The sequence below is a fragment of the Nocardioides sp. YIM 152588 genome (assembly GCF_040191335.1).
Classification (GTDB): Bacteria; Actinomycetota; Actinomycetes; order Propionibacteriales; family Nocardioidaceae; genus Nocardioides.
In genome coordinates, this window is sequence record NZ_JBEGDJ010000066.1 from 1 (window position 1) to 21,998 (window position 21,998).

The 21,998-nt window shown below is 74.1% G+C and carries 19 protein-coding genes and 1 tRNA gene; 12 read left to right on the plus strand and 8 right to left on the minus strand.

Annotation, left to right across the window (positions count from 1 at the left end):
• Positions 1-587: divisome protein SepX/GlpR (gene sepX, locus ABLM29_RS20105; protein ID WP_502889282.1), on the plus strand; the 587-nt coding region annotated here is incomplete at its 5' end.
• 76 nt (positions 588-663) lie between these two features.
• Positions 664-739, plus strand: a tRNA-Ala gene (locus ABLM29_RS20110).
• A gap of 218 nt (positions 740-957) precedes the next feature.
• Here the strand turns inward: ABLM29_RS20110 and ABLM29_RS20115 are convergent.
• Together ABLM29_RS20115 and ABLM29_RS20120 are read right to left on the minus strand one after the other, a co-directional pair.
• The gene (locus tag ABLM29_RS20115; protein ID WP_349716337.1) at positions 958-1,530 is read right to left on the minus strand and encodes a GNAT family N-acetyltransferase; all 573 of its coding nucleotides are present in this window, start codon (positions 1,528-1,530) and stop codon (positions 958-960) included.
• Positions 1,527-2,366, minus strand: coding sequence for an alpha/beta fold hydrolase (locus ABLM29_RS20120; RefSeq protein ID WP_349716338.1), 840 nt, complete (start codon positions 2,364-2,366; stop codon positions 1,527-1,529). The genes ABLM29_RS20115 and ABLM29_RS20120 overlap by 4 nt, the downstream gene beginning before the upstream one ends.
• A gap of 96 nt (positions 2,367-2,462) precedes the next feature.
• On the opposite strand from ABLM29_RS20120, the gene ABLM29_RS20125 reads away from it, so the two are divergent.
• From ABLM29_RS20125 to ABLM29_RS20140, 4 genes are all read left to right on the plus strand, one after another.
• Positions 2,463-3,119, plus strand: coding sequence for a TetR/AcrR family transcriptional regulator (locus tag ABLM29_RS20125; protein WP_349716339.1), 657 nt, complete (start codon positions 2,463-2,465; stop codon positions 3,117-3,119).
• 146 nt (positions 3,120-3,265) lie between these two features.
• Entirely contained in the window at positions 3,266-3,559 is a 294-nt protein-coding gene (locus ABLM29_RS20130; protein WP_349716340.1) for a hypothetical protein, read from the plus strand.
• Positions 3,560-3,794: 235 nt separating this feature from the next.
• The gene (locus ABLM29_RS20135; RefSeq protein WP_349716341.1) at positions 3,795-5,717 is read left to right on the plus strand and encodes an alkyl/aryl-sulfatase; all 1,923 of its coding nucleotides are present in this window, start codon (positions 3,795-3,797) and stop codon (positions 5,715-5,717) included.
• A gap of 254 nt (positions 5,718-5,971) precedes the next feature.
• Entirely contained in the window at positions 5,972-7,765 is a 1,794-nt protein-coding gene (locus ABLM29_RS20140; protein ID WP_349716342.1) for a bifunctional metallophosphatase/5'-nucleotidase, read from the plus strand.
• Between the two features lie 212 nt (positions 7,766-7,977).
• Here ABLM29_RS20140 and ABLM29_RS20145 read toward each other — a convergent pair whose 3' ends face one another.
• The 3 genes from ABLM29_RS20145 to ABLM29_RS20155 form a co-directional block, all read right to left on the minus strand.
• Positions 7,978-9,243 (minus strand): hypothetical protein, encoded by a 1,266-nt coding sequence (locus ABLM29_RS20145; RefSeq protein ID WP_349716343.1) that lies wholly within the window; start codon positions 9,241-9,243, stop codon positions 7,978-7,980.
• An 84-nt stretch (positions 9,244-9,327) separates the two neighbouring features.
• Entirely contained in the window at positions 9,328-10,206 is an 879-nt protein-coding gene (locus tag ABLM29_RS20150) for a universal stress protein (protein ID WP_349716344.1), read from the minus strand.
• A gap of 141 nt (positions 10,207-10,347) precedes the next feature.
• Entirely contained in the window at positions 10,348-11,163 is an 816-nt protein-coding gene (locus ABLM29_RS20155; RefSeq protein ID WP_349716345.1) for a class I SAM-dependent methyltransferase, read from the minus strand.
• An 86-nt stretch (positions 11,164-11,249) separates the two neighbouring features.
• On the opposite strand from ABLM29_RS20155, the gene ABLM29_RS20160 reads away from it, so the two are divergent.
• Positions 11,250-11,924, plus strand: coding sequence for a winged helix-turn-helix transcriptional regulator (locus ABLM29_RS20160; protein WP_349716347.1), 675 nt, complete (start codon positions 11,250-11,252; stop codon positions 11,922-11,924).
• A 103-nt stretch (positions 11,925-12,027) separates the two neighbouring features.
• On the opposite strand, the gene ABLM29_RS20165 is transcribed toward ABLM29_RS20160, so the two are convergent.
• Both ABLM29_RS20165 and ABLM29_RS20170 read right to left on the minus strand, forming a co-directional pair.
• Positions 12,028-12,774, minus strand: a complete 747-nt coding sequence (locus ABLM29_RS20165; protein ID WP_349716349.1) for a DUF4386 domain-containing protein — start codon at positions 12,772-12,774, stop codon at positions 12,028-12,030.
• 31 nt (positions 12,775-12,805) lie between these two features.
• Positions 12,806-13,774, minus strand: a complete 969-nt coding sequence (locus tag ABLM29_RS20170; RefSeq protein WP_349716351.1) for an NAD(P)-dependent alcohol dehydrogenase — start codon at positions 13,772-13,774, stop codon at positions 12,806-12,808.
• A gap of 129 nt (positions 13,775-13,903) precedes the next feature.
• Here ABLM29_RS20170 and ABLM29_RS20175 point away from each other — a divergent pair, with 129 nt between their 5' ends.
• Positions 13,904-14,578, plus strand: a complete 675-nt coding sequence (locus ABLM29_RS20175; RefSeq protein WP_349716353.1) for a TetR/AcrR family transcriptional regulator C-terminal domain-containing protein — start codon at positions 13,904-13,906, stop codon at positions 14,576-14,578.
• Positions 14,579-14,640: 62 nt separating this feature from the next.
• On the opposite strand, the gene ABLM29_RS20180 is transcribed toward ABLM29_RS20175, so the two are convergent.
• Entirely contained in the window at positions 14,641-15,246 is a 606-nt protein-coding gene (locus ABLM29_RS20180) for a TetR/AcrR family transcriptional regulator (protein ID WP_349716355.1), read from the minus strand.
• A gap of 178 nt (positions 15,247-15,424) precedes the next feature.
• On the opposite strand from ABLM29_RS20180, the gene ABLM29_RS20185 reads away from it, so the two are divergent.
• The 4 genes from ABLM29_RS20185 to ABLM29_RS20200 all read left to right on the plus strand — a co-directional run bounded on the left by ABLM29_RS20185 (position 15,425) and on the right by ABLM29_RS20200 (position 21,949).
• Positions 15,425-16,537: a DmpA family aminopeptidase gene (locus ABLM29_RS20185; protein ID WP_349716357.1), complete on the plus strand. Its 1,113-nt coding sequence runs from the start codon at positions 15,425-15,427 to the stop codon at positions 16,535-16,537.
• Positions 16,538-16,595: 58 nt separating this feature from the next.
• Complete coding sequence (locus ABLM29_RS20190; protein WP_349716358.1) at positions 16,596-18,023, plus strand: APC family permease; 1,428 nt, start codon at positions 16,596-16,598, stop codon at positions 18,021-18,023.
• Between the two features lie 207 nt (positions 18,024-18,230).
• Positions 18,231-21,254, plus strand: coding sequence for an MMPL family transporter (locus tag ABLM29_RS20195; RefSeq protein ID WP_349716359.1), 3,024 nt, complete (start codon positions 18,231-18,233; stop codon positions 21,252-21,254).
• Complete coding sequence (locus tag ABLM29_RS20200) at positions 21,251-21,949, plus strand: YhgE/Pip domain-containing protein (RefSeq protein WP_349716361.1); 699 nt, start codon at positions 21,251-21,253, stop codon at positions 21,947-21,949. The genes ABLM29_RS20195 and ABLM29_RS20200 overlap by 4 nt, the downstream gene beginning before the upstream one ends.
• The last annotated feature ends 49 nt before the right edge of the window (positions 21,950-21,998 follow it).

Here is a 21,998-nt window from a genome sequence, read left to right on the forward strand (position 1 = left end):
GCGACGCAGCGCGCCGCGCCGCCCGCCGGCGCCGCCGCGTCCTCGCCGTGCTGCTCACCGCCGTCGCGATCGTCGTCGGCCTCGCCGTCGCCGGGACCGTCGAGTGGCCGTGGGTCGCCGCGCCCGCCGGCGTGGTCGTCGCCTGGCTCGTCGCCTGCCGGCTGATGGTGCGCCGCGAGCGCGCGGTCCGCCGTCGACGTACCATCGGCGTCCACCCGTCAGCGCGTGGCGCCGCGCTCGCCGCGCAGCTGGCCGCCGAGGTTGCCGAGGTCGGCCGGGGCATCGCCGTCGAGGACCTGCCGGCGGACGCCACCGGCGAGATCGCCGCCGTGGCCGAGGAGGTCGAGGAGGCCGCCCCCGGCACCTGGCAGCCGGTCCCGATGACCCTCCCGACGTACGTCGGCAAGGCGACCGTCGGCCGTACCGTCCGCACCATCGACCTGGACTCCACCGGCGTGTGGACCTCGGGCCGCACCGACGAGGACTCGCAGCTGGCCCGCGAGGCCGAGGCGCAGGAGCGCGAGAACCGCACCCAGCGGACCACGCAGTCCACCGAGGACGACGGCCGGCGCGCCACCGGCTCCTGACCCCCGCCGGAGCGTCGACCCGGGGCCTCCCGATTGGGAGTGCCGAGCGGCCGGGTGCTAACGTTCCTCTCGCCTTGGGGCTGTGGCGCAGTTGGTAGCGCGTCTCGTTCGCAATGAGAAGGTCAGGGGTTCGAATCCCCTCAGCTCCACCAGGTTCAGCACCATCACGGTGCGCAGAAGGCCGCCCTCGGGCGGCCTTCTGTCGTTTTCCTGGCACCCCGCTGGTCGGCCGTTGACGTCGCTTCACGCCCGTTGCGGCGTGCTCGAACCGACGCAGACGGCCGAGTAGTGCGGCGGACAGCGTGTTACATGCCCGGCCTGCCCGCACCGCGTCGGGGTCGTGTGCCTGAAGCATCGGGATAGAGGGTTCTCAGGCACACGACCCACCCCGACGTGGCCGGCACGAGCCCGTCCCGCGAGCCCGACCCCGCACCGGGCGAGCGCGCCGCGAGGCGAGCCCGGTGGGGAGGGCGTAGGTCACCGTCGGGCCGTCGCGCTCGGGGGTCGCGTCGGGGGCATACCGGGCGACCATGTGGGCCACGGCGTCGTTGGTCGCCGTCGTGAACACCTCGACCTGCTCGACCTCGTGGGACGCGAGGTCGGTGAGCAGGGCCTGTGCCATGGCGCTCCCGATGCCCTGGCCCTGGTGGTCGTCAGCCACGACCAGGCCGATCTCCGCGGCCGCGCCGGCGGCCGGCCGGCGCCAGATGCCGTGGCCGACGACGGTCGCTCCGTCGTACGCGATGACGGCGCCGGCGTCCGGTCCGCGGGGGAGCAGCGCGGCCACGACGGAGGGCGGCGGGACGGGCCCGGGGCTGGCCTGGAAGCGGCGGTACGCCGACTCGGGCGACAGGTCCGCGAGCAGGGTGGTCACGGCGCCGTGATCGGCCTCGGTGGCGGGCCGGATCCAGGTCGTGCCGGTCGACGGCGTCGCCGTGCTCATGCCGGCACCCGGTCGAGGAAGCCGACGACCCGGTCGATCACGTCGGGGTCGCGCAGGATGCGCCCGTGCCCGAGCCCGGAGGTCTCGACGAGGCGGGCCCCGAGCGCCTCGGTGAGCACGTCGGCCTGCCTGCGGTCGACCACGCGGTCTGCGGCGTCGTGGAGGACCAGTGACTCCCAGCCGGGCAGCGGCCGGGCGGAGAACCGCTCCCAGATGTCGTCGGCGCCGCCGAAGTAGCGGTCCGCGATCGCGCGCCTCAGCGCGGCGTTGACGGCCGGGCCGGCGCCGATCCGGGCGCAGAACGTGTCGACGAGGTAGCCGAACTCGCCGACGCCGCTGATGGTGACGAGCCGGTCGGCGCGCAGGCCGAGCCGGGCGGCGTGGATCGCCACGGGAGCGCCGAAGGAGTGGGCGATGACGCCGGCGAACGGGCCGTGCCGGCGCTCGAGCTCGGCGATCACCCGCTGGTGCTCGGGGATCGGGCGCACCGGGCCGGGGGTGGCGCCGTGGCCCCAGGCGTCGTACGCGACCGCGCTGTGGCCGGTGGCCAGCAGCGCCTGCACGACCTCGGCCCAGCGGGACGCGCGGGCGCCCCAGCCGTGCACGAGGAGGACCGGACGCCGGCCGTCGCCCCAGGTGTAGGTGACGACCCGGCCGATCGCGCCGGGCTCGGCCGCGTCGTGGACGGTCCGCTCCTCGGGCCGGACCCGCGCCGGCCCGCCTGGTCGGCGCCACAGCTCGAGCGCGAGGCGACCGCCGCCTCGCGGCGAGAGGCGGGCGGTGCCGGTGAGCAGGGCGCCCACGGTTCCGGCGATGGCGGCTGAGGTGGCGGACATGGCGTGGTCTCTCGTCGGGGAGTAAGATAACAATACGAACGGTCGTACGTTTTGTTTCCCCTGTCAACCCCCCGGCGCCGACTAGGCTGAGGAGCGATGAGCGAGACCACCACCGACGGACGCGTGCAACGCGGCGACCGCACCCGCCGGGTCATCCTGGGCAAGGCGGTCGACGTGGCGTCCGTCGAGGGGCTCGAGGGCCTCTCCATCGGGCGGCTGGCGACCGAGCTCTCGATGAGCAAGAGCGGCCTGATCGGCGCTTTCGGCAGCAAGGAGCAGCTCCAACTCGCCACCATCCGGGCCGCCCGCGCGATCTTCGTGCGGACGGTCGTCGAGCCGGCGCTCCTGGCGCCCGTGGGGATCGACCGGTTGCGCGCCCTGATCGACGCCTGGCTGGCCTACTCCAGCGACCGCCGTTTCCCCGGCGGGTGCTTCTTCGCCCGCGTCGGTCACGAGTACGCCGGGCGACCCGGCGCCGTGCGCGACGCCCTGGCGGCCGTCGACCAGGAGTGGATCGGCCTGATCGCCGCGACCGTCGCCGAGGCGCAGCAGGTCGGGGAGATCCGGGCCGACGAGGACGCCGACCTGCTCGCCTTCGACCTGGTCGCCTATCTCGACTCCGCCAACCTGCGGTCGCTGCTCACCGGCGGCTTCGACGTCTACGACCATGCGCGGCGCGCCGTCGACGCCCGGCTCGCCGCGGCGGCTCCCGAGCTCCGGGCGGACCCGTCCCCGGACGGGTCGCCCGCCTGACCGACCGCCGCGGATCGCCGCGGATCGCAGCGCGGTCGCCGCTCACCCCGCGCTGGCTACGGTGGACCGGACGCCGCTGGGGCGACGCGCCATCGCGCACCGCCCCGCGGCCCGTCCCGGACGAGCGCGACGAGAGCGGAGGACCCATGACGGACGACGAGCGCGGAGGTCGACCCGAGCCGAAGGCCGAGGAGCGCGAGCCGGCGCCCGGTGGCGCGGACGCGGTGGTCCACGACACCGGGCCGCGGGCCGGCGTCGGCGAGGAGGGGCCGCTGGTCCGCGACGCGCGCCCCCGCGGCAACCCCTCGATCGACGAGGCGCCCGAGGCGATCAAGGAGGAGGTCGAAGAGGGCGAGGACACCTCGACCCAGGCGACCCGCTCCGAGGACGCCGACGACGCGTCCCCCGAGGACCCGTCGCCGGAGGAGTCGCCCGCCTGATCGGCCGGCTCGGTGTTGGGTCGTGTGCCCGACACCTGCCTATGGGGCGTTCTCAGGCACACGACCGCGCGCAGGGGCCGCGCCAGGCCCGCCAGCCAGGCCCGCCAGCCGGGGCGCTCGGGGCCAAGGCCCCTAGCCGTGCGCGCCGCGGTGCCGCAGGCTGGACGGGCGGGGGACCGCGGGCCTCGGCCGCCCCCTCGCCCGCCCGCCGAGGCATCGCCGCAGAGGAGCACCGATGACCGGCCAGGAACCGACCCAGCACGTCGCCGAGCAGCAGGAGCGGCTCGCGGCGGAGATGCCGTTCGACGACACCCGCGACTTCGAGGACGCCGAGCGCGGCCTCCTCGGCCGGCTCGACCCGTGCGTGGTCACCGCCGCGGACGGGCGGGTGGTGTGGGACAACGACTCCTACGCCTTCCTCGCCGGCGAGGCGCCGGACTCGGTCAATCCGAGCCTGTGGCGGCAGTCGTCGCTGGTCGCGATCGACGGCCTCTTCGAGGTGGTCGAAGGGATCTACCAGGTCCGCGGCCTCGACCTCTCGAACGTGACGTTCGTGGAGGGCGAGACCGGGGTGATCGTGATCGACCCCCTGATCTCGACCGAGACCGCGGCGGCGGCCCTGGCGCTCTACCGGGAGCACCGCGGCGACCGGCCCGTGACGGCGGTGATCTACACCCACTCCCACGTCGACCACTTCGGCGGGGTGAAGGGCGTGACCACCCAGGAGGACGTGGACGCCGGCCGGGTGCCCGTGGTCGCGCCCGAGGGGCTGGTCGCGCACGCCGTCGCCGAGAACGTGTACGCCGGCACGGCGATGGCGCGCCGGGCCGGCTACATGTACGGCGCGGCGCTGCCCCGCGGCCCCCGCGGCCAGGTGGGCGCCGGCCTCGGGCAGACCACGTCGACGGGCACGGTGACCGTGATCCCACCGACCCTGGAGATCACCACCACCGGCCAGGAGGAGGTGCTGGACGGCGTACGGATCGTCTTCCAGATGGCGCCCGGCACCGAGGCGCCCGCGGAGATGCACTTCTACTTCCCCGACCTCCGCGCGCTGTGCCTGGCCGAGAACGCCACCCACACGCTGCACAACCTGCTGACGCTGCGCGGCGCGCTGGTGCGCGACCCGCACGTGTGGTCCCAGTACCTGACCGAGGTGATCGACCTCTTCGCCCGCGACGCCGACGTCGCCTTCGCCTCCCACCACTGGCCGACGTGGGGCACCGATCGGATCGTGGAGTACCTCGAGCTCCAGCGCGACCTCTACGCCTACCTGCACGACCAGACCCTGCGGATGATGAACCAGGGCCTGACCGGCGCGGAGATCGCGGAGCAGTTGGTGCTGCCGCCGGCCCTGGAGCGCGCCTGGCACACGCACGGCTACTACGGCTCGGTCAGCCACAACGTGAAGGCGATCTACCAGCGCTACATGGGCTGGTTCGACGGCAACCCCGCCCACCTGTGGCAGCACCCGCCCGTCGAGCAGGCCGTCCGGTACGTCGACTACATGGGCGGCGCCGACGCGGTGGTCGAGAAGGCCCGCGTCTCCTACGGAGCGGGCGACTACCGCTGGGTGGCCGAGGTGCTGGGCCACGTGGTCTTCGCCGAGCCCGGCCACGCCGACGCCCGGGCGCTCCTGGCCGACACCTACGAGCAGCTCGGGTACGGCGCCGAGAACGGCACCTGGCGCAACTTCTACCTCTCCGGCGCCACCGAGCTCCGCTCCGGCGCCTTCGGTACGCCGACCGCGACCGCGTCCGCGGACATGCTGGCCAACCTCAGCCCGGCGATGCTCTTCGACGCCATGGCCGTGCGGATCGACGGCCCGGCGGCGTGGGACGAGCGGCTCAGCATCGACCTGGTGCTGACTGGCGGCGGTCCCGACGAGACCGGCGGGGAGACCGTCGAGTCGTACCGGCTGCGGCTCGCCAACGGCGTGCTCACCTACACCGCGGGCGCGCGCGACGACGAGCCGGCCGACGCGACGGTGACGCTGCCGCGCGGTTCCCTCCCCGTGCTGGCGGCGCCCACCCCGGAGGCGATGGCGGCCGCCGGGGTCGAGGTGACCGGCGACGCCGGCGTGCTCGCGCGCCTGGGTGCGGTGCTCGCCCCGGTCGATCCCGCGTTCGCCATCGTCACCCCCGAGAAGGAGGCCTAGAAGGACGACCGGGCGGTGATGGCGCCGTACCGCCGCAGGACGTACCCGCGGTGCGGGTGATTCACCCCAGATTTCCCGGTTTGCCCCTAGTTGCATCGGGACAATGTCCCTAAGGTCATCAGGGTCCATGCAAGGGGGCTCCGCCGTCGGGCAGACCCCCGGTCCCGACCCGAGGGGATTCCCGAATGCGTCACCAGTCCAGCAGGCGGTTCGCCGCCGCCGCCGCGGCAGCGGTAGCCGTCGGATCGCTCAGCGTGCTTCCGGCGACCACCGCCCAGGCCGAACCGGTCGCCGAGCGCGCCGCCGCGGTGCAGAAGCCGGCCAAGAAGTACAAGAAGAAGTCCTTCACGCTCACCGTCCTCCACAACAACGACGGCGAGTCCAAGCTGATCAACGCACCGGGCCAGGAGGACTTCGGCGGGATCGCCCGGTTCGCCAGCGTGGTGGAGCAGGAGCGCGCCGAGGCCGTGAAGGGGAAGGGCAAGCGCGGCGTCGTGCTGCTCTCCTCGGGCGACAACTACCTCGCCGGGCCGGAGTTCAACGCCAGCCTGAGCAAGGGCGCGCCGTACTACGACTCGCTGGGCCTGGCCCGGATCGGGTACGACGCCTTCGCGCTCGGCAACCACGAGTTCGACTTCGGGCCGGAGAACCTGGCCACCTTCATCACCAGCTTCGGCAAGCGACCCCCGAAGTTCGTCTCGGCGAACCTCGACTTCACGGCCGAGCCCTCGCTGCAGGCGCTCGTCGAGCAGCGGACCATCGTCAAGCGCCGCGTGGTGTGGGAGAAGGGCGAGCGGATCGGCATCGTGGGCGCCACGACTCCGGCGCTGGCCTCCATCTCCAGCCCCGGCGGCGTCGAGGTGCTGCAGGACGTGGCCGGCATCGTGCAGGGCCAGGTCGACAAGCTCACCGGCAAGGGCGTCGACAAGATCATCCTGATCAGCCACCTGCAGAGCGTCGAGGAGGACCGCGCGCTGGTCCCGATGCTGAGCGGCGTCGACGTCGCGATCGCGGGCGGCGGCGACGAGCTGCTCGCCAACGAGGGCGACCCGCTGGTCCCCGGCGACGCGATCAGCACCGACCCGGCCACCGGTGAGCCCCTGTCGTACCCGCTCACCGCCACCGGCGGCGACGGCGCCACCGTCCCGATCGTGACCACCGCTGGCGACTACAAGTACCTCGGCAAGCTGGTCGTGAAGTTCGACAAGGACGGCAACGTGACGTCGGTCGGCGACGAGAGCGGCCCGGTCCGCGTCTCCGGCGTCGAGGACGACGCGGTCACCCCCGACGCCTGGATCCAGGCGAACGTGGTCGACCCGGTCCAGGCCTACGTCGACGACCTCGCGGCCAACGTGATCGGCTCCTCCGAGGTCGCCCTCGAGGGTCGGCGCGACCCGGGCGTCCGGTCCGAGGAGACCAACCTCGGCAACCTGATGGCCGACTCGCTGCTGTGGACCGCCCAGCAGAAGGCGGCCGAGTACGGCATGGACGCGCCCGTCATCGGTCTCCAGAACGGTGGCGGCATCCGGAACAACAGCCTGATCCCGGCGGGCCCGATCACCGAGCTCAACACCTTCCAGATCGCGGCGTTCTCCAACTTCGTCTCGATCGTGCCGGACTTCCCGCGCGCGCAGCTCCTCGAGCTCCTGGAGAACGCGGTGTCGAAGATGCCGGTCGCCGACGGCCGCTTCGCGCAGGTCGCGGGCTTCTCGTTCACCTACGACCTCACCGGTACGCCGATGGTCATCGAGGAGGACGGCACCGTCAGCCAGGTCGGTACGCGGGTCCAGGACGTGGTCCTCGACGACGGCACCGTCATCGTGCAGGACGGCGAGGTCGTCGACGGCCCCGGCATCTCGATCGCCACGATCGACTTCAGCGTCCGCCAGGACGGTGACCAGTGGCCGTTCCGCGGCGCGCCGTTCACCACGGTCGGCGTCACCTACCAGCAGGCGCTGGCGAACTACATCACCGACGGCCTCGGCGGCCTGATCACCGCCGCCGACTACCCCGAGGGTGGTGAGGGCCGGATCACCATGGTGCCCTGAGCAACCGGCTCACGGCACACGTCGAGAGGGGTCGTCCCGCGAGGGGCGGCCCCTCCGTCGTTGTCCGGGGCGTACCGGCTCGCTTGGGCGGGGTCGTGTGCCTGACGCCCCGCTATGTGGGGGTGTGGGGCACACGACCCCACGCCCGCCGCGTCGACACGCACCGCGGCACGCCCCGCGCGGCCCGGGCCCGCAGCGGAGCAGCCGCCGCGCTACGCGGCCGTCGCGTCGGGCCCGGGCTCGCGCTCGGCGCGCCCCGCGCCGACGAGGACCTGGATGACCACCAGCAGCGCGACGACCAGCGCCACGCACCAGGCCAGCCGCGTGGTCGTCGCGTTGTTGCCCCACAGCAGCACCACGCCGCCGAGCACGATCGCCGCGCCGCGGAGCCAGCCGGCCACAGGCGCGACCCGCGAGCCCACCTCGCCGACCGGGCCGCCGGACAGCTCGGCGCCGGCGCCCTCCAGCGCACCGCCGGTGGTACGCCGGATCGGGGTGGCCCACGCCGCGGCGCCGGCGAAGAGCCCGGCGACGATGGCGATGATGCCGAGCCAGAGCATCACCTGGCGCCCGTTCTGCAGGTAGGTCAGCAGGGTGTCGAAGAAGACCTTGCTGGCCGGCCCGAACGGCGTACCGGAGAGCTGGTTGACGAAGAGCTGGCGCCCCACGGACAGCAGCAGCGCGACCAGGACCGCGTTGGCGGCGATGCAGGCGCCGATGATCACGGTCATCCGGGGCCGGTTGCGGGCCAGCGCGAAGGCGGCGAGGAAGAGCAGCCCGACGACCGGCAGCATCCACTGCGCGGGCGGGTTCGCGAAGGCGTAGATGGTGCGCAGCTGCTTCACCTGCGGCGCGTCGAGGAGGACGATCTGCCGGTCGGTCTCCGGGATCGGCACGTTCTCCAGCAGCGTCAGGCCCCGCTCGACCAGCCGCTCCTTCACCACCGCGATGAGTTCGTCGACGTCGAGCACGATCTCGTCGCCGGAGAATCCGACGACCCCGGTCTCCGCGCCCTGGAGCACCCGGAGCAGCGCCTGCTGCGCCGTGGTGTTGGCGCGGACCCAGAACTCGGCGAAGGCGTCGGAGGCCACGATGGCCCGGACCTCGCGCTCGATCAGCCCGTTGATCGCGGCCGACAGCGGGCCGACCAGCTGGTCGAGCCGGGGCGCCTCCTCGATCACGCCGGCGAACACGTCGCGCAGGATCGCCTCGATGTCGACCTGGTCCTGCAGCGCCGCCGAGACCCGCGTGGCGACGACGTCCTGGACCTCGGGCGACTCGACCAGCGGCTCCACGGTGGCCACGTAGCGCTCGGTGTCGTTGAGCGTCCGTTGGCCCCAGTACGCGATCCCGGCCGGGGTGGTGAGCAGCGTCGCGATCACGACGCAGAGCACCGCGGCGACGGCGCGGCCACGGGACGGACGGGAGGGCGGCGCGGCCGGGGCCTCGGTGGCGGCGGGGGCCGTCGGTTCGGTCATGGGGCGCTCCTCGCGGTGCGGTGCCGGGACGCGCTCATCTTGCCTGCCGAGTGCCCCGGGCGTCAGCCACTCCGTCCGGGCTGCTCAGCCCGCGGTCGGCGCTCCGCTCCGGACCACCGCCACCGGGCAGGTGGCGAAGTGCAGCATCTGGTGGGTCGTCGAGCCGAGCGCGAGGCCGTGGAAGCCACCCCGCCCCCGCGACCCGAGTACCAGGAGGTCGGCGTGGTGGGAGGCGATCTCCAGGGTCTCCAGCGGGTCGAGCCTGTGCACGTCGAGGGTCACCTTGACACCGGGGTGCCGCTCGAGCAGCGGCGCGACCTGCGCCTCGATCTCGGCGCGCCGGGCCGCGACCTCGTCGTCGTCCTCGGGCAGCGGGCGCAGCAGGTGCCGCGGCCACCCCTGCGGCAGCCCGAGGGCGCTCACCACCCTCAGCTCCGCACCCCGGAGCTGGGCCTGGTCGAAGGCGTAGGCGAGGGCCGGCAGGGAGTTGGCAGAGCCGTCGGTGCCCACCGCGACCCGGTCGTGGCCGGCGCTGACGTGGCCCACCACCACGACCGGGCAGTCGGTGTGGCCGACGACCTGGAGCGCGGTGGAGCCGAGCAGCAGGTTGCCGACGTTGTCGCCCTTGGAGCCGAGCACGACCGCGTGGGCCGTCCCGCTCGCCTCCACCAGGGCGGCGGCCGGGCTGCTCATCGGCGTCGCGGTCTCGATCCGTACGTCGGGGTAGGCCTGCTCCACCAGGGCGACCGCCTCGGCGACCGCCTCCCGGGCGCGGCCCTCGGCGACCTCGAACCGCCCCGGCGGGAACAGAGGGAAGTCCGCCTCGTACCGGGGCAGGGTGTGCACGATGCGGAGGGGGAGGGCGTGCAGGAACGCGTCGCGCGCGCCCCAGATCAGCGCGCGCAGAGCGCGGCCGCTCCCGTCGATCCCGACCACGACCGGCTTCTCGGTCCGGGTGTCCATCGGATGGCCTCCTTGCCCTCGCGAGTCCAGCGGAGTGCCCGCGGCAGGCGGTCCGCAGTGAACTCCCATCCCAGCCTTCCCGGAAGCGTCCCACCGGCGTAGGGCCGAACTGCCCCGTGGCATGGCCGAGCGGCCCGGAGCTCAGCCGCGCCCGACCGCCACCAGCGCCGGGGCGGGGAAGGCCACCCGGCCGTCGGCGTCGCAGAACCCCGCGAGCCGGACCCGCGCGTGGTCAAGGAGTGTCGCGAGCTGCTCGTCGTCGATGAGGTCGCGCAGCGTCCAGGCGCGGACGTCGGTGGTCACCCAGGCGTCGATCGAGTCGAACCGCGCGACGCCGTCGAGGCGGCGTACCTCCAGGTCGTCAAGGGGGTCGCCGACGGCGGCCGCGAGCGCGTCGGGCGTGCCCACGGTGAACGGCGCGGTGAGCGCCCCGGCCGCCGCGGCCCCGAGCAGGTCGTCCAGCAGGTCGACCATCGCGGCGTACCCGGGTGTCTCGGGCAGGCCCGCCCAGGTGGCGACGACGACGGCGCCGCCGGGGCGCACGACGCGGGCCATCTCCGTGACCGCGGCCGCGGGGTCGGTGAAGAACATCAGCCCGAACTGGCACACGACCGCGTCGAAGGAGTCGCTCGGCACCGGCAGCGCCTCGGCCCGCCCCGGGAGCCAGGCGACCTCCGGGCCCTCCCGGGCGGCCACCGCCAGCATCCCCTCGTTGACGTCCACCCCGGTCACCGAGCCAGCCGCGCCGACGCGGGCGCGCGCCGCCCGGGCCACCACGCCGGTGCCGCAGGCGACGTCGAGGACGCGGTCGCCGGGGCCCACCCCGGCCAGGTCCAGCAGCCGTCCGGGCCACTGGTCGAAGAGCGCGGGCACGAAGAAGCGCTCGTAGAGCTCGGCCGCCTCGGCGGTCAGCTGGCCGGTGGTGGCGTCGTCGCCGGTCTGCTCGGTGGTGTCCATGGCACCAGGCTCCGTCGCCCCGTCCCGGGATTGAAGTCCTGAAATCGAACTCGACATCCGCGGGGCGCCGGACCAGCATGGGGAGGGTGCGGACCTACGGCCAGTACTGTCCGATCGCCCGGGCCAGCGAGGTGCTGGCCGAGCGCTGGACGCCGCTGGTCATCCGGAACCTGATGTTCGGCGCCGACACCTTCAACGCCATCGCCGCCGGCGTGCCGCAGATGTCGCGGTCGATGCTGGTCACCCGGCTCGCCGAGCTGGAGCGGGCCGGGGTGCTCCGCGCCGAGCCCAAGGCGTCCGGCCGGGGCCGCCGCTACCTGCTGACCGACGCGGGCCGCGACCTCGCCGCCGTCGTCGGCGCCCTGGCGGACTGGGGTGAGCGGTGGGTCGACATCGGCCCCGAGCACACCGACCCCGGGTTCGCGCTGTGGGCGTGGTGCCAGGCCCAGCTCGACCGCGCCGCGCTCCCGGCCGGCCGGGTCGTGGTCGCGTTCGTCTTCGGCGACCAGCCGACCGGCAACCGGCGCTTCTGGCTGCTGGTCGAGGGCGGCGACGCCGAGGTCTGCTACACCGACCCTGGCGGGGAGCCCGCGGTCACGGTCGAGGCCGACTCCGCCGCCTTCATCGACTGGCACCGCGGCCGGCTGCCCTGGGGCCGGGCGCTGCGCTCGGGCCGGATCGCGGTGCACGGGGACCGGCGGGTCGCCCGGGACCTGCCGAGGTGGAACGCGCACGCGCCGCGGGTCGCACCGGCGGGGTAGCCGTGTCCGCCCGCGGCCGGGTCGTGTGCCCGAGACCCCGGCATCGAGGGTTCTCGGGCACACGACCCCACAACCGAGGGCCCACGCCGAGCCCGGGCGGGGCCTACGCGGCCGACCGCGTGGGGACCGGCAGCCGCCCCGCCGCGACCAGCAGCAGCCAGACGGCGAAGCCCATCTCGCCGACCATCGACGGCACCGCGACCATGGCGAGGAACGCGTCGGCGTACCGCTCGTAGTCGGCGATCACGATGTGCGCGACCGTGTCCACGATGTACGCCGCCCCGGCGACGACCAGCAACCAGCCGAGGATCCGCGTGCCGATGCCGCCGGGGGCGGTCAGCAGCAGCCGGCCGATCAGGACCAGGTGCACCCCGAAGGCCGCCAGCCCGGCGACCCAGGTGAAGTCGAAGGCCTTCAGTGCCAGCAGCGTCGGCTCGGCGGCGTCGGGGCCGGTGCCGATCAGCTCCAGCGCGACGTACAGGAAGACCAGCGAGACGCCCAGCATCACGGTGTAGCCGAGCCGGAACCAGGCGGCGAGCAGCGCCACGTCGCGCCGGACGGGGCGGAACAGCACGAAGAGCGCCCACGCGATCACGATGTCGATCAGGAAGATCGCCAGGAACGCGACCGTGCCCCAGCGGAACACGGTCTCGTGCTCGGCGAGCGCGGCAGCGGTGGCGCCGGCGTCGCCGGTGTCGAGGACGGCGTCGAGGGCCAGGAAGTTGGCGAAGATCGCCAGCGCGAAGAGCGCGAGGTAGCCGGCGCCGGCCCAGCCGGCGACGGTCCGGGGCGGGGTCGACGTGTCGGCGGCGGGGCTGCCGCTGGTCGGTTCGGTGGTCAGGGCGGTCATGCGGGCGGCCTTTCCGGTGGGTGGGGGCGGGTCAGACGGTGAGCGCGACCTTGCCGCGCACGTGGCCCGCGGCGAGGTCGTCGATCGCCGCGGCGGCGTCGTCGAGGGCGTACGTGCGGTCCAGGCTGCTGCGGACGGCGCCGCGCTCGACGAGGCCGGCCAGCTCGGCGTAGTCGGCGGTGTTCTCCGAGGCGAGCATGGAGGTCAGGCGCTGCCCGGTGAACGGGGAGAGGGCGAGCGCGGCCAGCTGGCGGTGGACGCCGCCGAGCCAGCGGTCCCCGCCCTCGCCGCCGGCGATCACCAGGGTGCCGCGCGGCGTCAGGCAGCGGCGCAGGACGCGCAGCGGGCGGCGTCCGCCGAGGTCGATGATCACGTCGTAGCGCTCGCCGTGCGCGCCGATCTCCTCGCGGGTGTAGTCGACGACGTGGGCGGCGCCGAGGTCGCGGACCAGGTCCGCCTTCGCGCCGCTGGCCACCCCGGTCACCTCGGCCCCGTACGACGCCGCGATCTGCACCGCGTAGGAGCCGACGCCGCCGGACGCGCCGATCACCAGCACCCGGTCGCCCGCGCGGACCCGGCCGGCGTCGCGGACGGCCTGCAGGGCGGTCACGCCGGAGACCGGCAGCGCGGCGGCCTCGGCGAAGGACACGTTCGCGGGCTTGGGGGCCAGCCGCTTCTCGGGGACGACGGCGAGCTCGGCGAAGGAGCCGTCGGCGGTGCCGATCACCTCGTCGCCGACGGCGACCGCGGTGACGTCGGCGCCGACCGCCTCCACCACGCCGGCCACGTCGCGCCCGGCCACGGGGAACTTGGGCCGGCGCAGCCCGAACATCAGCCGGACGGCGTACGGCTGGCCGGTCATCAGGTGCCAGGTGCCGCGGTCGACGCCGGCGGCGCGGACCCGGACCAGGGCCTCGCCGGGGCCGGGGGTGGGGTCGTCGATCTCCGCGACCTCCAGGGTCTCGGTGCCGCCGTACCGGTGCTGGATGACTGCGCGCATCTCGGGTCTCCGTTCGTGGGGCCATCGGCCTTACGGTGTAAGTATTGACGCCAGGCTAGGCTTACGGCGTAAGGTTCGTCAAGGGGTCCGGATGGGAGAGCCGAGGAGCCGGGCCCGGGAGGAGGAGTCGTGGCCGGACGTCCGCGATCGGCACGGGCCACCGCGCTGACCCGCGACGAGGTGGTCCGCGCGGCGATGGAGATCGCCGACGCCGACGGCCTGACGGGACTGTCCATGCGCTCGGTGGCCAAGCGGCTCGGCGTCGAGGCGATGTCGCTCTACCACCACGTCGCGAACAAGGAGGCGATGCTCGACGGGATGGTCGACCAGGTCTTCACGGAGTTCCACGCGCCCCGGATCGGCGAGGACTGGGCCGAGGAGATGCGGCTCCGGTCGCGTTCGGCGCGGGCGGTGCTCAAGCGTCACCCGTGGGCCGTCGGCCTGATGGACTCGCGCCGCAACTCCGGCTTCGCGACGCTGCTCCACCACGACGCGGTCCTGGGCTGCCTGCGCGAGGCCGGCTTCTCGCTGACGCTGACCGCGCACGCGTTCGCCGTGCTCGACGCGCACCTCTACGGCTTCCTGGTCCAGGAGCTGAGCCTCGCCTTCGACGGCGAGCAGGACCTCGCCGAGCTCGCCGACCAGATCCTGACCTTCCTGCCGGAGGGGCAGCTGCCGTACTTCCGCGAGTTCACCCTCGAGCACGCGCTGCAGCCGGGGTACGACTTCGGCGACGAGTTCGACGTCGGGCTGGACCTGATCCTGGACGGGCTCGCGGCGCGGCTGGCGCGCGAGCGCGGCTGACTGCCCCCCCGGCTCGGGCCGCCCTAACCCCCGGCTCGGGCCGCCCCAGCCCCCGGCTCGCGTCAGGCGGGGAGTGCGGTGCCGAGTGCCAGGTCGGCGTACTCCCGCATCAGGCGCAGCGCCCCGGCGCGGCTGAAGGTCGGGTCGAGCATCACGATCCGCAGGCCCTGGTAGTCCTCCATGATCATCAGCGTCCGCGCGATGTCGGCCGGCGCCTGCCGCGGGGTGAACAGGCCCGCGGCGACCCCGCGGTCCAGCACCTGCTCGTAGATCGCGGCCTGCTCGGCGAGCACCTCGCCGATCATCCGGCCGTGCTCGGGGGTGGGGCGATCGGGCATCGCCGGGCGGAAGGTGACCCGCCACTCGACGTCCTCCGGGCCGGTCGGGAGGCCGGCGCGCATGGCGTGGACGAGCTGCTCGCGGGGGTCGTCGGAGCCGGCGATGGCGTCGAGGCGTTCCGTGAGGAAGCGCTGCTCGACGCGCGCGCGGACCGCCCACAGCAGGGCGTCGGTGTCGCGGAAGTAGTACCGCACGGCGTTCGGTGTCAGGTCGAGTCGGCGGGCGACGTCGGCGATGCTGACCGGCCCGCCGTCGGCCTCGGTGAGGGCCGCGATCGCGGCGTCGACGATGTCGCGCCGCCGTGCCTCCTGGGTGACGGGCCGGGCCATGGGTCCTCCTCGCGCTGGTCGCTGGCGAGCCTAGCGATGCGCTGCGTGGTCCCCGCGAGCGCCAGTGATGGGCCTCCGATTTAACAGATCGGAAACCGGATGCTCTTGCCAGCGCAACGTGCCGCGTGTCACATTGGGGGAGTTATTTGCACATCATGAAAAAAACTCTGGAGGCGACATGCCCACTCGGGCCAGGGATCTCGGCATCGTCATCGGCGACCATCCGACCGGACCGCAGAACGCCATCACCGACGTGCCCGGCGTCCGGGTCGCGCACACGACGCTGGTCGAGGGGGAGGGGGACCTCAAGCGGGGCTACGGCCCGATCCGCACCGGCGTGACGCTGGTCGAGCCCCGGCCCGACGTCGCCTCCTCGCCCGTCTTCGCCGGCTTCCACCGCCTCAACGGCAACGGCGAGATGACCGGCCTGCAGTGGATCAAGGAGAACGGCGCCCTCACCACGCCGATCGGCCTCACCAACAGCCACAGCGTCGGCGTGGTCCGCGACGCGATCGTCGCCCGGCTCGCCGACCAGCGCCCCGACCGCGACCTCTTCTGGCTGCTGCCCGTGGTCGCCGAGACCTGGGACGGCATCCTCAACGACATCAACGGCCAGCACGTCAGGGCCGAGCACGTGCACAGCGCGTTCGACGAGCTCGACGGCGGCGCCGTCGCCGAGGGCGGCGTCGGCGGCGGCACCGGGATGATCTGCCACGAGTTCAAGGGCGGCATCGGCACCTCCTCGCGCCGCCTCGCCGAGGACGCCGGCGGCTACACCGTCGGCGTGCTGGTCCAGGCCAACTACGGGCGCCGCGCCCGGCTGCGGATCAACGGCGCCCCGGTCGGCGAGCGGATCGGCACCGACGTCACCCCGTCGCCGTACGACGGCGCGGTCGGCCTGGCGGGTTCCGGCTCGATCATCGTGGTCGTCGCGACCGACGCCCCGCTGCTGCCCCACCAGTGCGACCGGCTCGCCCAGCGCGCGGCGCTCGGCATCGGCCGGATGGGCGGCACCGGCGAGCACGGCAGCGGCGACCTGGTGCTCTCGTTCGCCACCGGCAACACCGGCCTGCCGCCGGTCGGCTTCGAGGAGCCGGGCGGCGCCACCGAGCTGCCGGTCCGGATGGTCACCAACCCCGCGATCGACCCGCTCTTCGACCTCGTCATCGAGGCCACCGAGGAGGCGATCGTCAACGCGCTCGTCGCCGCCGACACCACCGTGGGCCGCGACGGGCTGACCGCGCACGCCCTCGACCACGACCTGCTCCGCTCCGCTCTCGGGCTCGCCTGACCGCCGCACCACCAACCCGCTAGGAGAACCACGCATGTCCGGAACCACCATGGAGCCCGTGAGCGCTCCCGACTCGTCGAGGGGACTCGCCTCCGGCCGCCTCGGCGTCTGGGCGATCGTCTTCTTCGTCATGTCGGCGGCCGCGCCGCTGACCGTCGTCGCCAGCGGCGCGCCGCTGACCGTCATGCTGGCCGGCGTCGGCGGGCCCGGGGCGATGCTCGCGGCGGGCGTCGTGCTGATGGTCTTCGCCGTCGGCTTCACCGCGATGACCCGCTACGTCCGCGACGCCGGCGCCTTCTACGCCTACACCACCGAGGGCCTCGGCGCCCCGGTCGGCTCCGGCGCCGCGTCGCTGACCACCTTCGGCTACACCGCCCTGCTCCTCGGGTTCTACGGCTTCGTCGCCTTCTTCGCCCAGGTGACCGCGGACGGGCTCTTCGGCCTCGACCTGCCGTGGGCCGTCTGGGGCCTGCTGATCGCGGCGTTCGTCGGCTTCCTCGGCTACCGCCAGGTCGACATGGGCGCCAAGGTGCTGATGGTGCTCCTCACCGCAGAGGTCGTGCTGCTGCTGGCGCTCTCGCTCGCCGTGCTGGTCCAGGGCGGCCCCGAGCCGCTCAGCCTGGCTCCGCTGAGCCCGTCGAACTGGCTCACCGCCGAGGGTGCGGGCGGGCTCTTCGTGCTGGGCTTCGGCGCCTACATCGGCTTCGAGGGCACCGCGATCTACGCCGAGGAGGCGCGCGACCCCGAGCGCACCGTCCCGCGGGCCACCTACATCGCGATCGGCTTCCTCGGCGCCTTCTACGCCTTCACGTTCTACTGCTTCATCGCCGCGTTCGGCGTCGAGGGCGTGATCGCCGCCGCGACCCCCGAGGGCTTCGCCGACCTGCCGTTCGTCTGGGCCGACACCTACCTCGGCACGTCCGCGGTCAAGGTGCTCCAGGTGCTGATCGTGACCAGCTTCGTCGCGTGCCTGATCGCCTTCCACAACGCCTGCTCGCGGTACCTGTTCTCGCTGGGCCGCTCGGGCCTGCTCCCCGCCGGGCTGGGCCGGTCGCACCCGAAGCACCGGTCGCCGTACGTCGGCAGCCTGGCGCTCTCGGCGGTCTCGGTCGCCGCGCTCCTGCTCACCGCGGTCGCCGGCTGGGACCCGTACCTCGACCTCGGCCTGAAGTCCTACGGCACCGGCGTGGTCGCGATCGTCGCGGCGCAGGCGCTCTGCGCGCTCGCCGTGCTGGCCTTCTTCCTCCGCGACCGCCGGGGCCACTCGCCGCTGCGCGTGGTCGTCGCCCCGGTCCTCGCGGTCGCGGGCCTCGGCGCGGGGCTGTTCCTCATCCTCACCAACTTCACCGTCGTCACCGGCTACACCGGCTTCGTCAACGGGTTGCTGATGGTGCTGCCCGCGATCGCGTTCGTGCTGGGCGTGGTCTGGTACGTCGCGCGCCCGCCGACCCCGGAGGCCGTGGAGGAGGAGACGCCGGCCGCCTGAGCCGACGGCCTTTCACCGACACCGCTCGCGGTCGGTCCCGTCGGGGCCGGCCGCGAGCGCCGTTTTCCCCCATCGACGTGGTTGTGGGCCGGTCGCGCCGGGCGGCATGCTGGGGCGGTGCCCACCGTCGAGGCGAGGCTGCCGCTTCGCCCGCGCCAGGCCGCGGGCGACGGCCAGTGACCTCGCGGCCGGGAGGGGTGTGCCGACGTGTCCGTCCTGCTCTACCGTCTCGGCACCCTCCTGGGCCGCCGCCCCGGCCTCGTCGTGGGCGGCTGGCTGCTCGTGCTGCTGGCCGTGGTCGGCTCCTCGGTCACCCTCGGTGACGAGTACGACGACTCCTTCACCGTCCCCGGCACCCAGTCCCAGGAGGGCCTGGACCTGATCCGCGACCGCTTCGGTCAGAGCGGCACGGCGGGCCAGGTCATCTTCAGCGCCGACCGGGGCTCGATCACCGGCACCGAGCACGCGCAGGCGGTGAAACGGATCGCGGCCGCGATCGACGCGGTGCCGGGCGCCGAGATGAGCAACCCCCTCGGGCCGCCGCCGGGGCAGGCGAAGCCGGTGCTCTCCGACGACCGGCGCTCCACCCTCGGGCAGGTCCTCTTCGACGACGCCCAGCCCTCGCAGGCGACCCTCGACGCCGTCGTCGAGGCGGCGCGGCCGCCGGCCGGCTCGGGCGTGACCACCTCCGTGGGCGGCAACGCCTACAACGCGAACGCCGCGCCCAGCCGCGTGCCCGAGGCGATCGGCCTCGGCGTCTCCTACCTGATCCTCGCGATCACCTTCGGCTCCCTGATCACCGCGGGGATGCCGATCCTCTCGGCGCTGATCGGGGTCGGGGTGACCCTCAGCCTGGTGGTGCTGGCCTCCCACCTCGCGACGGTCTCCAGCGCCTCGCCGAACCTCGCGGAGATGCTCGGGCTGGCGGTCGGCATCGACTACGCCCTGTTCATCCTGTCCCGCTACCGCCGCCAGCTGGAGGACCCGGCGCTCTCGCCGACGGTGGCGATGTCGCGCGCGCTGGCCACCGCCGGCAGCGCCGTGGTCTTCGCCGGCAGCACCGTGATCATCGCGCTGACCGGCCTGGCGGTCGCCGGCATCCCGGTGCTCACCGTGATGGGGTTCGCTGCGGCCGGCGCCGTCGCGGCGGCGGTGACCGTGGCGCTCACCCTGCTGCCCGCCGTCGCCCTGCTGCTGGGGGAGCGGCTGCGCCCGCGCAGCCACCCGCGAAAGGCGCGCCGGCCGCACTGGCGCCGGCGGAGGCCGGAGCCGGACGACGCCGCGCCCGACGACGCCGCGCCCGAGGACGCCGCGCCGCCCAAGCCGGGCGTGCCGTTCTCCACCCGCTGGGTGCACCTGGTCACGGCGCGGCCGCTGGTCACGATCCTGGTGGTGGCCGGCGTGCTGCTGCTCGCCGCCGTGCCCGCCAGCCGCCTCGAGCTCGCACTGCCGGACAACAGCTCCGCGCCCGAGGGGACCGCGCCGCGCACGACGTACGACGACGTCACCGCCGCCTTCGGCGAGGGCTACAACGCGCCCCTCACCGTGACCGCCGGCGTGATCACCAGCGACGACCCCGTCGGGACCGTCGACGACCTCGCCGCCGCGCTCGGCAAGCAGCCCGGCGTCGTCGCGGTGACCGAGGCGACCCCCAACCGGAGCGCGGACACGGCGCTGATCCAGGTGATCCCCGCCGCCGGGCAGACCGACCCGTCGACGGCCCGGCTGGTCAGCGAGCTGCGGGCGCACAGCGCCGAGTTGGAGCAGCGGTTCGGGGTGACCGACATCCTGGTCACCGGCCCGACCGCGGTGAACATCGACGTCTCCGACCGCCTCGGCTCCGCGCTGCTGCCGTTCGCCGCGATCGTCATCGGGCTCTCGCTGCTCCTGCTGATGATCGTCTTCCGCTCGGTCGCGGTGCCGCTGAAGGCGACGCTGGGCTACCTGCTCTCGGTCGGCGCGGCGCTGGGCGCGGTCGTCGTCTTCTTCCAGTGGGGCTGGTTCGACGCCCTCGTCCCCGGCTTCGGGGAGGGGCCGGTCGTCAGCTTCCTGCCGATCTTCCTGATGGGCGTGCTGTTCGGGCTCGCGATGGACTACGAGATGTTCCTGGTCTCCGCGATGCGGGAGGCCTACGTCGACCTCGGCGAGCCGCACGAGGCGGTCCGCACCGGCTTCCGTGCCTCCTCGCGCGTGGTGACCGCCGCCGCGCTGATCATGACCTCGGTCTTCCTGACCTTCGTCCCGGACGGGTCGCCGACGATCAAGCCGATCGCGTTCGGGCTGGCGATCGGCGTCATGGTCGATGCCTTCGCGGTGCGGATGACGCTGGTGCCGGCCGTGCTGATGCTGCTCGGCCACCGCGCCTGGTGGCTGCCCGCCTGGCTGGACCGCCGGATCCCGGAGGTCGACGTCGAGGGCGCTGCGATGCACCGCAAGGTCGCCTACGAGGACTGGGAGAAGACCCACGGCACCGCCGCCCTGGTCGCGCGCGACGTCGTCGTGCGACCGGGCGGGGTACCGGTGAGCGTGGAGGCGCCCCCGGGGGTGGTGACCCGGCTCGACGTGCCCGCCGAGGCCGATCCCGACGGGCTGGCGCTCGTCCTGGTCGGCCGGGGGCGCCCCGTCGCGGGCGACCTGGTCGTGGGCGGGCTGCTGCTCCCGGAGCAGCGGGAGGGGGTGCTGACCACCGCCGCCCTGGTGGACGTGGGCCGGCCCGGCGCGGACGACCGGCCCGTCCCCGACCGCGTCGCGGAGCGGGCCCGGCTGACCGCGACGCGCCGCCGGCGGCGTACCGAGTTCGAGGAGCGGGCCCACGCCCTGGTCGACACCCTCGGGGCGGCGACCGCGGAGGGCGCGGGCGAGGCCGGGCCGGTGGGGCGCGCGGCCGTCCGCGACGCGGTGGTCGAGGCGGCGCTCGCGATCGCCGGCGGCGTCCGGCTGCTGGTCCTGGTCGAGGAGGGGCCGGAGAGCCCGGTGCCCGCCGGGACCGCCGAGGCGCTGGCGGACCGGGTCGCCGCGGGCGGCGTCACCGCCCTGGTGATCCGTCCCGGACCGCTGCGGGCGCCGCCGCCGCGACCGCCGGAACCACAGCCGGCACCGCCACAGCCGGCACCGCCAGAGCCGGCACCGCCAGAGCCGGCACCGCCAGAGCCAGCACAGCGAGAGACAGCACAGGAGGAGCAGGAGCCAGAGGAACAGCCGGAGCGAGAGACCGAGGAGGCCAGGCCGTGAGCACCACCGACACCACCGGAACCGCCCCCGGCTCGCGCGCCCTCGCCTGGCGCCGCCTCGCGCTGGCGGGCCTGGTCCTCCCGCTGCTGGCCGCGACCGTCCTGGTCTGGGCGACCACCAGCCGCCCGGACCACCTCGACAAGATCCCGGTCGCGGTCGTCAACAACGACAAGATCATCACCGATCCCCAGCCGATGGCCGCCGGGCGCGCGCTGGCCGCCGCGCTCACCCAGCCGAGCCCCGGCCAGTCGAACCTCGACTGGGTCCTCGCCGACACCGCCGACGCGGCGCAGGGGTTGGCGGACGGGGACTACTACGCGGTGCTCACCATCCCGGAGGACTTCTCGAAGTCGATCCTCTCCACCGGCACCGACGACCCCGCCCAGGGCAAGCTGCAGCTGGTCAGCAACGGCGCCGCGAGCTCCACCGTGCCCTACATCAGCGAGGTGGTCGCCTCGCAGGCCGCGGCGTCGCTGGGCCGGCAGAGCACCGAGGGCTACCTCGGCCAGGTCTACGCCGGCCTCAACACGCTCGCCTCCTCGACCGCGAAGGCGGCCACCAGCGGCGGCCAGCTCGCCGACGGTACGGCGCAGCTGGCCGACGGCGCCGCGCAGCTCGACTCCGGCGCGGGGCCTCCTGGAAGACCATCCCGATCAGGCCCGAGCGTCGCGCCTCCTCGGGCGTCTGCCCGATGATCTCCAGAGAGCCCTGCACCGAGGCGTGGGGCTGCAGACCGGCGATCGC